This is a genomic window from Lentzea sp. NBRC 102530 (assembly GCF_030269365.1).
Taxonomy (GTDB): domain Bacteria; phylum Actinomycetota; class Actinomycetes; order Mycobacteriales; family Pseudonocardiaceae; genus Lentzea.
In genome coordinates this window covers 1-13,314 of the sequence record NZ_BSTF01000040.1, presented here as the reverse complement: position 1 = coordinate 13,314, position 13,314 = coordinate 1, and the positions used below count along the sequence as shown (strand labels likewise).

The following is a 13,314-nucleotide window of genomic DNA, read 5'->3' as shown; positions in this document are numbered from 1 at the left end:
CGATTGACTCCTGTGCTGCGCTGTCGGTGTAGTGGGTTCGGTGTTGTCTTGAATCGCCAAACCAGGTCGGCGAGCTGAGCTTTTCCGGTCGCTTGCCGACCTGGTGCCTTTGCGCTTTGAGGCGGTGGCGTTCCCATTTTTCGTTGACAGCGCCTGCTGTGGTCAACAGAACCGTTGTGCTGGTTCCAGGCGTGTCGGGATGCTTGTGCCGCTACTGCGAGAGCAGTTGGGCGCAGCGGATCAGGCCCAGGTGTGAGTAGGCCTGTGGGTGGTTGCCGAGTGAGCGTTCGGCGACGGGGTCGTATTCCTCGGGTAGCAGGCCGGTGGGGCCTGCGGCGGCGATGATCTGGCTGAACAGTTCTTCGGCTTCGGTGCGGCGGCCGGTGAGCAGGTAGGACTCGATCATCCAGGCGGCGCAGAGGTGGAAGCCGCCTTCGTCGCCGGGCAGGCCGTCGTCACGGCGGTAGCGGTAGACGGTGCTACCCGATCGCAACTCCGCTTCGATGGCGGTGACGGTGGACTGGAAGCGTTCGTCGGCGGGGTCGATGAGGCCTGACAGGCCGACGAACAGGGAGGCGGCGTCGAGGTCGTCGCCGTCGTAGGCGGTGGTGAACGACTGGACTTCGTCGTTCCAGCCGTTTTTCAGCACGTCGGTGGCGATGGTGTCGCGCAGCGGCACCCAGGAGGGGGCCAGGTCACGCCCGAACTGTTCGCCGAGCTTGATCGCGCGGTCGATGGTCAGCCAGCACATGACTTTGGAGTACACGTGGTGGCGTGGGGCGTGGCGTTCTTCCCAGATGCCGTGGTCGGGTTCGTGCCAGCGCCGGGAGACGGCCTCGGCCATCGCCTGGACCATTGTCCAGTCGGCGTCGGAGAGCGTGCCGCGTGCGGTGGCCAGGTGCACGACCAGGTCGACGACCGGGCCGAACACGTCGAGCTGCACCTGCTGGTTGGCGAGGTTGCCTACGCGGACGGGGCGCGAGCCCGCGTAGCCGGGGAGGGTGTCGATGACGGCTTCGGCGCCGAGCTGGGTGCCGTGCAGGGTGTAGAGCGGGTGCAGGCGCTCCGGACCGGGGATGGTCTCCAGGACGCCGTGCAGCCAGGCCAGGAAGCCGTCGGCTTCCGCGAACGAGCCGACCGACACCAGCGCGGCGGCGGTCATGGCTCCGTCGCGTAGCCAGCAGTAGCGGTAGTCCCAGTTGCGGACGCCGCCGAGCTCTTCGGGCAGGGACGTGGTCGCCGCGGCCATGATCGAGCCGGAGTCCTTGTGCACCAGGCCGCGCAGTGTCAGCGCGGAGCGCAGTACCAGATCGGATTCGACGGATGGCAGTGTCAGCGTCTTCGCCCAGTCGTACCAGTAGGAGGCTGCGCGGATGTGCCGTGCTGGTTCGTCCACAACGGACTCGGAGAGGTCGTCGGTGCCGCACCGCAGTTCGAGCAGGACTGGCGCGCCTTCACGCGGTCGGACGACGGCGTGTGCGGTCTCCTGCTGGCCGTCCGAGGTGATCTCCCAGTCGACGCCGGGGGACCGCAGCACCATCGGGTCGGAGGTGCCGACCACGCGCAGGCCGTCGCGCTCGCGCAGCAGCCGCACCGGCACCTGGCCGAACTCGGGACGCGGCGCGAACGTGATCACCGCGTTGGTCGAGCCCGAGATGCGGCGCACCAGGTCGGTGCGGTGCGACGCGAGGTCGTGCTCCAGGTAGTCGGTGACCAGAAGCCGCGACCAGCGGGTCTCCACGATCATCGTGCCCGGCAGGTAGCGCTGGCCCAGGGGCAGCGAACCGTGCTCCGGCTTGATCGAGAAATGCCCCGCCGCCGGCCCGCCGAGCAGATCAGCGAAGATCGCCGCGGAGTCCGGCTCCGGATGACACAGCCAGTTCACCTTGGCATCCGGCGTCACCAACGCCACCGAACGCTCGTTCGCCAGCATCGTCAGCCGCTCGATCGGCACCGCCTGGTCGCCATGAAGCCACGCCCGCCGCTCTTCGAGCAGGAACGCCAGCACGGTCGCCACATCGGCAGGGTCGGCCACCCGGTGCTCGGCCAGCGACTCGCCGACACCAACCCGGATGCCCAGGTCCGGGCCGGACAGGCGCGCGAACGCCTTCTCGTCCGTCACGTCGTCACCCAGGAAGATCGCCGCGGTGGCACCGACCTGGTGACGCAGAATGTCGAGAGCGTGGCCCTTGTCGGTCTCGACCACGGAGAACTCGATGACGGCCTTACCCTCGGAGACCTGCACACCGTCCCAGATGCACAGGTCAGAGCGCAGGTGGGCAAGGAGCTGTCGTGCCGTCGTGGGGGAACACTGCCGGTAGTGAAAAGCCACGCTGGCGGGTTTGAGCTCGATCAGCAGGCCAGGCGTCGACTGGCACAGCGACTCGGCCTCGGATCTCACCCTGTCGAGTACGTTTCTCGCTTCCTCGGGCAGCGCACGCACGAAGTCGACAGCGAACTCGGAGCCGTGCGAGCCCACCAGGTGAACCTCGCCGGGAAGGCGGGAGAGCGTGGCGAGGTCGCGCAGCGCACGGCCGGAGATCACCGCCGTGGTGGTCTCGTGCAGACCTGCGAGGCACCGCAGTGCGGCCACTGCCTCCGGCAGCGGCAGAGCCAAAGCCGGATCATCGACGATGGGAGCCAGAGTTCCGTCGTAGTCGCTGGCCACCAGCAGGTGCGGCGTTCGAGCGAGCGTCGTCAACACTCGCCGCAGTTCGGCTGGAAGCCGCTGGCCGTCGCTGGAGGCCAGGTTGGTCGTGGTTGTCGCAACGGTCACAGTGGCTCCCTTCGCGGGTGAAGGATTCCCTTGCCCATACCCGCATTCCGGTGTTACTCCCGCATGGTCTCGCGAAATCGTGGGTGGCTGGGCCGTCCAAACGAAACTGTATCCGCCAGTTAAGCGTGGCTTACGGAATCGACGCGGCGATGGCGAAAATGTGCCCTCGAGGTCCAAGCCAGAGGGTGAAGTCCGGGCAGACTCCGGCAGATTGCGGGCAACGGCCGCATTCGGGCATTGTGCCAGCGCCGCTGGGGGCGTGAGTCTTGGTGCACGGTATGCGAGTCGGACATCGTCACCCCCGTTCCCGCCGATGTCCGACACGGAGCGCAGGGCTCCTGAGCGTGCCTGGTGGACGGTCGACTCGCAGGGAGTCGGCCGTCCGCCGCCGGCGGGTCCACTGAACCGTGAATGGCGTGGCACGCAGATGAGAGAGCCTGAACGCAGACGGTTTGAGGACCAGGTCGCGCGACTTGTCAACATCGTCAGGTCCCGGCACTCGCTGGAGTCGCTGACGCGGGACGAGCGGCTGCGCCGATCTTCCCGGCGGCATTGCGCCGACATGGCCACCCGGCGCTTGCTCGCACATCAGTTGGCGCGGTGCCCCGACCCGTTCGAACGCATGATGGAGGAAGGTTTTTCCGATCCGGCGGGGGAGAACATCGCGTTCGGGCAGAAGACTCCGAATCAGGTCATGGACGCGTGGATGCGCAGTCGACCCCATCGAGCCAATGTTCTCAACCCTGATTTCCGCACCATCGGAGTCGGCGTGCTGCACAGTGCGGACGGATATTGGTGGACTCAGAACTTCGGCTACTGATTCGCCTGATCGGTAGAGCTGTCAGAACGCGCTTCGCCGGTCTGGATGGCCATGCCGTCGTTCGTGCACGTGTTGGCACCATCGACGAGTTCGTGCAGAACGCTCCTGCGGGAAGCACGGATCGAGTGACCTACGCGGCTGCCGAGATCCGTGGTCCGCCAGGCGAAACCATGATCGGCGAAGCACGTCACGTCGACCGAGACCCGTTGTCCGCAGACGATCGTCGCGTGTCGCGGCCTGCCAGGCCGGCGCGACAGCACAGTCAGCTCCGCCGAGTCCTCTGCCTGTCCCGCGTCACGAAGCCTGATCGCCCCGGCGTCGGTCAGGTCGACGGTCGCCTTTACCGACCTCACGGTGACCACACCGGTCGGCGACGCGATGACGCTGTGGTCCGCCCGCGTCGTCGGCGTGCACGTCAGGCCACCGGTCGGATCGAGCGTCGTGCGCAGGCCGCGGCCGTCATGAATACAGACTCCGCGCGCCCACACCTGGGTCGTCTCGTCGCCGTCTGCGGCCTTGACGGTGAGCTCCAGCGTGCCGTCGATGGCGTGACCAGCCGATACCGTGCTCGTGCCGGTCGCGATGCGGCCGTCCGCGGTGACGTACCAGTCCTCGTCCCACGCACTGACCACGACGCGTTTGCTGTCCACCATGAAGTCCTTGCCGGCCCATTGCAGTCGCACGGCCGATGCCGCCGAAAGCAGAAGTTCGTCGCTGGCTGAGACGTCCAGTGACCCGCTTGACCAGCGGACGTGGAGTCCGGTGAGGTCGAACTCAAGTACGTGATCGACCCACACGGCATCGACAGCCGCTCCGCAGTCGTCACACGCGGGCGCCGGATCGGTTTCGTCCCGAGTCGACAACGTGTGGTGCTCGCACACCTGCACGTCGAGGTCGCCGGTGCCGCGGTTCCACACGAGTCGCCCCGTCACGCTGGACAGCGGCTCGAACAAGACCTGGGACGGCGAGACCGCGACACTCCATCCGCTGCGCGCGCAGCGCACGTCCAGCCTGCGTGACTCAGTGATCTCCGCGACGCCGTCGGCACAGATGATCCTGGTGCGGGCGCGGGCGGGATTCAGAGAGAACGTCGTGTCTTGGCGCCGGACTTCCGCTTGGCCAGACCTGCTGACGGAGAGGTCGAGATCGTCGGTGATGCTGACCATCGCGGTCTCGGAGTCGATGCGCGCGGTCGTCTCACGCGCACCTGTCAGGCTGCGCACTTCACGTGTGGTCCAGTCGTAGGCGACCAGGCCGTTCTCGTCGTCACCAAGGCCGACACGCACCGTGGAGCCGTTGCGCCGGGTCGTCAGCAGCCTGGTCCGCACCTGGACCTCGTCGTCGGCGAAGCTCACCGAGGCCTGATCACCGAGCCGGACGTCGTCGCGGCTCAGTGTGAACGTCGGGCCGCGTCCCGCATTGAGGTAGAAGCCGAGGTGGCTCGCGTGGCTCGGGCCATGACCGGCCACACGGATCGAAGGGAGTCCGTCAGGCGCCCCGGTCATCGCGTCGAACGCCGTGACCATCGACTGAGCACCCGTCAGCGAGGTGATCGTCGCGCTGGTGTCGGCCGCGCTCACGACGTGCCCGTCGACGGTCGTCGCCACCACCCCGTAGCGAGACTTCTGCCGTGAGCTCACGTTGATGATCCGAACAGCAGGTCTCCCCGCTCGGCGGTGCCCGTCGTCCTCGTGCTTCGACGTCATCTCCAGTACTCCCACCTCGTGCCCAGGTTGGTAAACCCAAGCTACTGCCTGGTGAGGAGCAGGCGAAGGTCGTGAAACGATCCTGACCCCGATCGGCCACCGCGAAGTGTTCCAACGGGCCATCCGGAGGCACATTCGGGCGTCTCGACAGGTTCGAGAGCGCAGGTTCTCTTCAGCGGCACTTAAGCCGTGCTTCAGCTCGGAAGCGCGGCCAGTTCGGCTTCCGCCCTCACTCTGTCCTCGTGATGGCCAGGCCCGGTGAGAAGAGTGAGAGCTCGCAGAAACGTGTTCCTCGCGCGCTGGGGACTGCCCGCCTTGCGCCAGGCAGTGCCTTCACGCAGCAACAACTCGGCTTCGCTCGGATACCTCGGTTGCCTGCCGCCTGCCAGCAACGTCGCCTGGTGGTAGTGCCGGGCGGCTTCCTTCCACCGCTCCAGACCGGCGAAGCAGTCTCCAAGACTTGAGTGCAGCATGAACACGGCGTTCGCCGCCACCTGGTGATGGGTGCCGTCCGGCCCGCTCTCGGTTTCCGTGAGCAGTGCGAGGTGCACCTCCAACGCCTCATCGAACCGGCCGGCCACCTGGAGCGCGGTCGCGTACGCGGTCGCCATCGAGAACCTGATGTCGAAGACGTCGTACCCCGCTGACATCTCGTAGGCGCGCACGCTGTGTCGCATTCCCTCGTCCACACGGCCGAGGCCGAGCAGCACGGTCCCCGCACACGCGTGCGCGACCATGATTCCGCGGTGGTAGCCGATCTCCTCGGCGAGCGACAGGGCTTCCTTGATCGACGCGAGCGCGGACTGGCCGTCGTCGAGCCACTGGAACTGCGCCCAGGCCAGTTGCGTCAGCATCTCGACCTCCGAGACCTGATCATCCAGTTCGCGCGCGGCACGGACACCGATCTCGAAGACCTCGTCCCAGCGGGACTTCAGCTCGCGTCCATGTACGTAGCTGTGCGGTGCCCTGGCGAACGCGAGGGCTTCCTGATACCTGCCGAGCGCGGCGACCTCACGTTGCGTCGCCAGCCAGTTCGTCGTTTCGTGGTCGAGCCATTCCTGTGCGGCGTCGAGCGAGTCGAACGGGTTGTCCGATGTGACGGAGGCGATGTCGGTGGCGAACATCTGGCCCGCTGCTGATGCCTTGAAGAGCACATGGGCGTAGAAGTCGTCACGCAAGCGGACCCGAGTCGGCTCGTCCTCGTCGGAGGCGAGGTGCTCACGGGCGAACAGCCTGATCAGCTCGTGGAAGTGCAGTCGCTGGGGCGACGACGCGAGGCTCAGCATCGACGCCTCCACCAGTTCGTCGAGGTACACGTTGACCCGGTCGGCTGGAACTCCGGCCGCGACGGCGGCCAGGTCTCCGTCGAAGTGAGCGCCGGGGATGAGGGCGAGGCGGCGGAAGACGATCTGCGCCATCGGTGACAGGCGCCGTAGTGACGCCTCGAACGCGGGTCGCAGTTGAAGGTCTCCAGCGGACAACGCGTCGAGCCGCGTGCGCTCGTCACGTAGCTGGCGCACGAGATGACCGAGAGACCACTCCCGGCGCGCCGCAAGCCGATTGCCCACGATCCGCACCGCGAGCGGCAGTCTGCCGCACAGAGCGACGATCTCTTTGGCGGCCTCCGGCTCGTTTCGCACCAACTCCTCGCCCACGATCGACGTCAGCAGGTCGATCGCGCTCTCCGCGGGCAGCACGTCCAGCGTCAGCCACCGTGCCGCTTCCAGTCCCGCCAGCGTGCGACGGCACGTCACGATCGTGAGCCCACGGCCACTTCCTGCCAGCAGTGGCCTGACCTGGGCTTCGTCCGCCGCGTTGTCGAGCACGACCAGCGTCCTGCGGTCACGAAGCAGCGTTCGGTACAGCGAGCCGAGTTCCACCTCTCCGGTGGGGATCTGGCCTGCGGGGACTCCCAGCGCGGTCAGCAGCCGTTCCAGGACGACTGCCGGCTTCACCGGCCGGTCGTCCATGCCTCGCAGGTCGAGAGCGAGGCAGCCGTCCGGGAACTGGGACGCGACCTTGTCCGCCGCCGCCACGGCCAGTGAGGTCTTACCCACCCCCGGCGGCCCGACCACCACGACGACACCGCCGTTCTCCGCCTCGCCGCCCAGCCGTTCGAGCTCGCGCTCGCGGCCGACCAGACCAGGAGAGGGAGGCAGCGCGTACAACATCGTCCGGTTGCCGGTGCGGACCGACCGGCGCCGCCCCTCCTTCGCCAGAAGGACGAACGACTCCCGTGCGTCACCCGAGAGTCCCAGCGCCGAGGCCAGCAGCGCGGCCGATCGCTCCTGAGCTGCGGCGGCGCGGCCCCGTTCGAGGTCCCGCAGGGCACGAACGCTGACGCCGGACAGCCTGGCCAACTCCGCCTGGGACAACCTCGCCTCGGTTCGATACCGGAGCAGGCATTGTCCGAACGAAGGACTGGACGTGGAGTCGGGCTGGTCGGTCACGGCGGGTATTCAACCGGGCAGGATCGGGGGTTCCGAACCACCGCCACAAGGCGCCCCCGCACGACCGGGTTCTCCGTCCGAATGCCCTGAGCTGCGGCGACTTCAGGGCTCATCACTCTTTCGGATCAACATCAAGTCCGGGGCGAGGTGTCAACACTTGCCCGAATGATCTCGGCTTCGAGGGTGATCGGGCACATCTTTCGGGGGATCCAACGGTTCCCGAGAGTTCCCCAATTCGTCGCCGAAAACTTGGATTCGGAATCTTGGTGCTCCGGTCAAGAACGAAAGTATTAAGCCTGAGCTAAGCGCGGCGTAGCTCTGTCTAATGGGCTTCTCTGCGTGTTGGACAGGTGACGGAAGTGATACCTGTCGACGCCGCCAAGATCAGGACCGGCGGGCGGTCGCGCGGCCGAGTGTCCCGCTGCCAGGGAAGAGTCGCCCAGATGACGATCTTCGCAAGGTCGTCGCGCCGGAGCGCAGCCGGCGGGGAGGCGCGGGAGAGTGGTTAACCAGGTTTCCAGATCGGACCGGCAGCTTTGTGTTTTTCCAAAGCTGCCGGTCCTGAATACTTGGTGACCCAGCCCACCACCGGGTTCTCTATTCGCATGACTTCGCACACCACTTGGCCGAGTGAATCTCGCCGCTCAGTGACGAACCCACAGGGAAGCCGTGTGGTGGTACGCCTTGCGGTGCGGGCGAGTGACCCGCTAGTAGCCTCGGGGCTGATCGCGATGCTCGGCCCGGTTCCGGGACTGGAGATCGTCGACGACGCCGCGCAGGCCGACGTGGTCGTCGCTGTGCCAGAAGCCGACCTCCGCTCGTTGCTCACCGACACCAAGGCTCGGTTGGTGCTGATCGCGGATGATCTGCGGCAGGCCGACCTGTGGGCGGCCATCGAGCACGGTCTGATCGTGCTGGTGCCGCGCGTGGAGGCGACGAACAGGTCGCGGCTGCTGCGCGCCGTCACCGATGCCCGCAAGGGCCGTGGCGACCTTCCCGCCGAGCAACTCGGCGCGGTGCTGCGAGGACTCAAGCACCTCCAGGAGAACACGCTCGGACCACGTGATCTCACGCTGAGCGGCCTGTCCCAGCGGGAGACCGAAGTGATCCGGCTCCTGGCGGACGGCATGGACACGGCCGAGATCGCGGAGCGGCTGATCTACTCGGAACGCACGGTCAAGAACGTGCTGCACAACATGCTGAGCAGGCTCAACCTGCGCAACCGGGCACATGCCGTCGCCTACGCGATGCGGCACGGCCTGATCTGAGTTCCGGACCCGGCGAGCCGAGCCTTCCGGAAACCGATCACCATCGGCGGTCTCACCGCCATCGGCCCGCTCGACCCGCGCCGGCCTTGCCGGCCCGACGGTGTCTGGCGGGTGCGCCGCGGTCCAGCTGACCAGGCTGGACGCATCACGTCTCACCGCGGCCACGAACGCCGCGACAGCGCGCGACCACCTGCGTGTGATCCCCGCAAGGTGGTGCGCGAGAAATGCAATGTTGGGGCCCGTTCCTTCGAACGGGTCGTTCGGTCGTTCCTGACCGATGTCCTGGGCCGCACCGCCGTGTCATCGGCCAGGGCGTCTGCCCGCTGTGCTGATCAGAGGCCAGGCGGAGAGAACGAGGCCGGGATCGTCCAGCAACTCCAGGAAGCTCTGAAGATCAGCCGCGAGCAGGCCACGGGTGAGCAGATCCTCGGCCAGTTCGGCGCCGGTCGCCGCGAGCACCTTCGTCCCGATCTCACCGCCGCGCCACACGGCCGAAGTAGTCAAGCAACTCACCTCGGCGAGGCCTGCCTTGCGCAGATGGTGCGGCGCCTCGCGCGCGAAGCCGAGGTCGTGCCCGCCTGCGGAGAGCGCGTCGAGGACACGGTCCCGAACGCGGTGAAAGAGCCTGCTCATCTCCAGTGTCGCGGCCATCACGACCTGATCGCCTGGCGCCAACTCCTCGATCACCAGCCAGCCGCCAGGTGCCAGTCCGGCGACGAGATGGCGGATGATCGCCACACGGCTGGGATGGGCTGCCAAGGCGAATCGCACGTGAATCAGGTCGAACCGGCCCTGGGAGGCTGGGCCGGTCAACGTGTCGTGACGCCACCGAGAGACGTCCTCATGCTGGTCGGCGTGCGCCGGCGAGAGCGGTCCGATCTTGGTGACGACGACCTCGCCGTGAGGGCCGACCTGGTTGGTGAGCCACCGCGTCACCGCTCCGCCTGCCTCGCCGATCTGTCGGCAACGCCATCCCTCGCGCACCCCGATACCCGCCAGCCGACAGAGCGTGCTCTCGTCGTAGGTCGCTTCCATACCCGCCTGGTGCTGCAGGCCGACCGGTGTCGCGGCGCGGAACGGGCGGTTCATTGCTTGATCCCGATCGCGGCCGGTGCCGATACCGGCACCTGTTCGTGTCGCTCCATCGGAATCGTGTCCGAATATAGTGCCGCGCGGTTGTGGTTGCTGTCGTGGCCAAAGGAAAAAAGGGCATGGCCGCCTCGCCAGTAGCCCTGCACCCCGGCGCCGCAGGTGAGGACCGGGTCGATTGACCTTCTTTCGTTGCCGAACGACATGGTCATTCTGTGCGCTCCTCCTCGTCGGCGTCGCCTCGATCGAGCCGTAGGCGGGTAACTCGACGTTAGACAGTTTTCGCAAGATCGAAAAGGCGCTTTCCGTGTGGTGCCCCGTAGGTGCGATAACGATCATCTTAAGAAAGTCTTTCGTGTCCTCCGGATGGTCGATGGAAACACGATTGGAGTAGTCGTGGTAATCGGCCCTGTCGTCGCCCTCTCGGTCGTTTGACTACATGGTGACTTTGTGGGCAGCGAAGAGTGACTGCTCGTGCAGGTTCTTGTCGTCTTCGTGGGAATCCTTGCGGCGTGCCCGCAGTATCTCTAGGGTTGTTTTTGTTCACATCCGCCGAGGTGATAGAAGACCTGATTCTCTGTCGTCTCGTGCATCTCACGGAACACCTGCCGGTCGCGTCGGCATCCCTCCCCGAGACCACGACGTGACCGGCTACCCGTGTTGCGTTCGCCGGGCTTTCTTGCTGTCGAGGTATCGCGTGTTCGACCGTCAGGTTGCGCGAAAGCGCACTACAACCGCCGTGCCCCGCCACCCAGGTGGCGGGGCACGGCGGTTGTAGTGCGTGGTGGCCAGGGCCTCGGGCCTGACGCGTTCCTCATCCGATCAGTAGTCGGGAACCAGTTGGGTTCCTCCTGGGGTTCGTGTCGTGGGATCGCATCTGCAAGGGGGTGACCGCGTTGATGATGGAGAGAACAGTGCTCGCCGCGAAGAGCCAGCGGCGGTGAGGATCGGGAGCGCAAAGCCAGGTGCCATCCGTCGCCTCGGCCGCCTTTCGCGTGGGTAGGGGAAGAACGGACGGCGCGCTCAGATAGCGCGTTCCGATCGGCATCTGGTACTGCCCGAGGACGTTGTGATCCGGTTCTGCGAGGAACACAGCATGCCTGCCCATTTTGCTTTCGCTGTCCCGCAACAGCGCCGGGGTACAGAAGTTGTTGTTCTCCAGTCGTTCCAGCCTCTTGCGCACGTGGTTGACGCGTTCCGGTGGGACGGTAAACGCGACGATGCCGCGTCCTAGCGGCAGAACGACTCTGGCCTGGTCGATCTCGACCTGCCACGCCATTTTCTCTCGATACCAGGCGGCGGTCTGTTCTAGGGCGAGCAGCTCGGTTCGCATTGATCTCCTCGGTGGCAGAAGGAATGTCCAGTGCAGCACGAGAAGAGTGGATTGAGTGAAGATTCAGTCCCTGGGGGATCTCTTTTCGGGAAGAAGAGGCACCGTGTCGGCTGCCGATGGCGGCTCCGGTCGGTGGACCACGGGCAGGGGAGCTGCCTGGAGCGACCGAGGCAATCCTCTCGCGCACGGGGTGTGTTTGGGCAGCGTGGATGTCACTTCCACCCTGCGGTGGCGTTCTGGTGTTGATCGGACTTGGAGCGCTGGATGTACTCCGTCATGACGTATGTGTCGGCCGTTGGGAGGCGTGATGTCGGAGCCAGGCTCGGAATCGATGGATCTGCTCATGTCGCGGTACCGCGAGCAGTTCGAGGAGTTGGGGCGAACCCAGCAGCGCTTGCGTGAGATCAGCGTGACGGTGACAGCGCCGCGCAAGTCGGTGGCGGTCACCGTGGGGCACGGTGGGTTCGTGTCGGAGGTGCGGTTCCCCACCGCCGCGTACAAGCGGATGACACCCGCGGAGCTGTCCTCGGCGATCACGAAGGCGATCGCGGACGCACAGCGTCAGGTCGCCAGCGAGTCCGCCGCGCTGGTGGCGCCGACACTGCCGGCAGGGTTCGACGCCGAGCAGATCTTCATGGGCGAGGGCGACTTTCAGTCGATGCTCTCGAACAGCCCCCTCACCAGTGACCTCACGCGCGACGCGTTCAACTCCAGGGGCTGACACCTATGAGCGGCAAGATCACAGGAGGGAACCCCTCAAGCACTGGCGGAGGCGATGGCTTCGGCGCGGGCGACGGACAGGGATTCGGCGACTTCGGTGTCGGCAGCGGGCAGCTGTCGATCGACACCGACAGCGTCATGCGTGGCGTGGCGGTGCTGGACGGGATCGCGGCCAACGCCACCACCCTCTACACCCGTATCCGAGCCCTGGCGGGGTACGACCCTGTACTCGGCCCGTCGAAGACATGGGAGTCGTTCAAGAGCAACGGGTTCGGGTCTTCGCAGATTGATCGCGCGGACTTCGTGAAGAACTTCGCTGACGGTGTTCGCGGCCTGGCCGACGGGCTGCGTGACTACGTCAAGTCCTGTACGGCCGCGGAGGACAACGCCACCCACATCGCCAGGGGAGCCCTCACCTACAAGACAGGTGACGGAACCACCGGCCCACAGCCTGAGCAGGCGCCGTCCGCGCCCATCGCCCCGTTCCTCAGCCTTGACAACTCGACCACGACTGGCGGGACTCCTCTTGAGGTTGGTGTGATCACCGCGATTCCTCGGGAACCGGTAAGGCTTGCCGAGCCGGTGGAGCATCTCGAAGGTGGTGTGATCACCGCGATTCCTCAGGAGCCGGTGAGGCTTGCCGAGCGGGTGGGAGATCCTGATGGTGGGGCGACGCCCCTTGAGGTTGGTGTGATCACCGCGATTCCTCAGGAGCCGGTGAGGCTTGCCGAGCCGGTGAGAGGTCCCGATGATGGGGCGACGCCTCTTGACGTTGGTGTGATCACTGTTGTGCGTGATGACTTGCCTCAGGAGCCGGTGAGGCTTGCTGAGCGGGTGGTGGAACCGACGATTCATCCCGACCCCCTCATCAGGGGAACAGGACTACCGCCGTCGGCGTTTCCCGAGACGGGACCACCGGTGGTGGATCGGGACTTCGTGCGGACATCGGAGCCCGAGCCGAAGACTCGCGGCGACGGAATCATCGCCGACGCCGACTTCAGCATCAAACCACTCAGCCCGTTCATCGACTCGCCACCCGCGTAATCGGAACTCCGTTCGGCTTGACAGGGCCGGATCGTCTGCAGTCGCCGTGACCAGAGCGGCTGAGAGTTTGTGACTCCACAGGAAACCACTCGACTCAGGAGGTTGGAA

Annotated in this window: 10 protein-coding genes; 4 read left to right on the top strand and 6 right to left on the bottom strand. The window is 66.1% G+C overall.

What is annotated here, in order from left to right:
- Window positions 1-211: 211 nt before the first annotated feature.
- Window positions 212-2,749 (bottom strand): trehalose-phosphatase, encoded by a 2,538-nt coding sequence (otsB, locus tag QSK25_RS45140; protein WP_285647861.1) that lies wholly within the window; start codon window positions 2,747-2,749, stop codon window positions 212-214.
- 340 nt (window positions 2,750-3,089) lie between these two features.
- Here otsB and QSK25_RS45135 point away from each other — a divergent pair, with 340 nt between their 5' ends.
- Window positions 3,090-3,596 (top strand): CAP domain-containing protein, encoded by a 507-nt coding sequence (locus QSK25_RS45135; protein WP_285647859.1) that lies wholly within the window; start codon window positions 3,090-3,092, stop codon window positions 3,594-3,596.
- On the opposite strand, the gene QSK25_RS45130 is transcribed toward QSK25_RS45135, so the two are convergent.
- Window positions 3,590-5,203 carry a hypothetical protein gene (locus QSK25_RS45130; RefSeq protein ID WP_285647858.1) on the bottom strand — a complete coding sequence of 538 codons (1,614 nt, stop codon included), beginning with the start codon at window positions 5,201-5,203 and terminating at the stop codon, window positions 3,590-3,592. The genes QSK25_RS45135 and QSK25_RS45130 overlap by 7 nt on opposite strands.
- A 293-nt stretch (window positions 5,204-5,496) precedes the next feature.
- On the bottom strand, window positions 5,497-7,752 hold the full coding sequence (locus QSK25_RS45125) for a helix-turn-helix domain-containing protein (RefSeq protein ID WP_285647857.1): 2,256 nt from the start codon (window positions 7,750-7,752) through the stop codon (window positions 5,497-5,499).
- Window positions 7,753-8,423: 671 nt separating this feature from the next.
- Here QSK25_RS45125 and QSK25_RS45120 point away from each other — a divergent pair.
- Window positions 8,424-9,020 (top strand): helix-turn-helix transcriptional regulator, encoded by a 597-nt coding sequence (locus tag QSK25_RS45120; protein WP_285647856.1) that lies wholly within the window; start codon window positions 8,424-8,426, stop codon window positions 9,018-9,020.
- A gap of 300 nt (window positions 9,021-9,320) precedes the next feature.
- Here QSK25_RS45120 and QSK25_RS45115 read toward each other — a convergent pair whose 3' ends face one another.
- The 3 genes from QSK25_RS45115 to QSK25_RS45105 form a co-directional block, all read right to left on the bottom strand.
- Window positions 9,321-10,109, bottom strand: a complete 789-nt coding sequence (locus tag QSK25_RS45115) for a class I SAM-dependent methyltransferase (protein ID WP_285647854.1) — start codon at window positions 10,107-10,109, stop codon at window positions 9,321-9,323.
- Window positions 10,106-10,321 (bottom strand): hypothetical protein, encoded by a 216-nt coding sequence (locus QSK25_RS45110; protein ID WP_285647852.1) that lies wholly within the window; start codon window positions 10,319-10,321, stop codon window positions 10,106-10,108. The genes QSK25_RS45115 and QSK25_RS45110 overlap by 4 nt, the downstream gene beginning before the upstream one ends.
- A gap of 602 nt (window positions 10,322-10,923) precedes the next feature.
- Entirely contained in the window at window positions 10,924-11,442 is a 519-nt protein-coding gene (locus QSK25_RS45105) for a hypothetical protein (protein ID WP_285647851.1), read from the bottom strand.
- A 331-nt stretch (window positions 11,443-11,773) separates the two neighbouring features.
- On the opposite strand from QSK25_RS45105, the gene QSK25_RS45100 reads away from it, so the two are divergent.
- Together QSK25_RS45100 and QSK25_RS45095 are read left to right on the top strand one after the other, a co-directional pair.
- Window positions 11,774-12,163 (top strand): YbaB/EbfC family nucleoid-associated protein, encoded by a 390-nt coding sequence (locus QSK25_RS45100; RefSeq protein ID WP_285647850.1) that lies wholly within the window; start codon window positions 11,774-11,776, stop codon window positions 12,161-12,163.
- Window positions 12,164-12,168: 5 nt separating this feature from the next.
- A complete protein-coding gene (locus QSK25_RS45095; protein ID WP_285647849.1) occupies window positions 12,169-13,206 on the top strand; it encodes a hypothetical protein in 1,038 nt (345 codons plus the stop codon).
- Window positions 13,207-13,314 lie beyond the last annotated feature (108 nt).

What these genes read in the sequence shown, in the direction of transcription:
- QSK25_RS45135 (WP_285647859.1), top strand. Translation starts at nt 3,090, where the DNA reads ATGTCCGACACGGAGCGCAGGGCTCCTGAGCGTGCCTGGTGGACGGTC.
- QSK25_RS45115 (WP_285647854.1), bottom strand. Translation starts at nt 10,109, where the DNA reads ATGAACCGCCCGTTCCGCGCCGCGACACCGGTCGGCCTGCAGCACCAG.
- QSK25_RS45110 (WP_285647852.1), bottom strand. Translation starts at nt 10,321, where the DNA reads ATGACCATGTCGTTCGGCAACGAAAGAAGGTCAATCGACCCGGTCCTC.
- QSK25_RS45105 (WP_285647851.1), bottom strand. Translation starts at nt 11,442, where the DNA reads ATGCGAACCGAGCTGCTCGCCCTAGAACAGACCGCCGCCTGGTATCGA.
- QSK25_RS45100 (WP_285647850.1), top strand. Translation starts at nt 11,774, where the DNA reads ATGGATCTGCTCATGTCGCGGTACCGCGAGCAGTTCGAGGAGTTGGGG.
- QSK25_RS45095 (WP_285647849.1), top strand. Translation starts at nt 12,169, where the DNA reads ATGAGCGGCAAGATCACAGGAGGGAACCCCTCAAGCACTGGCGGAGGC.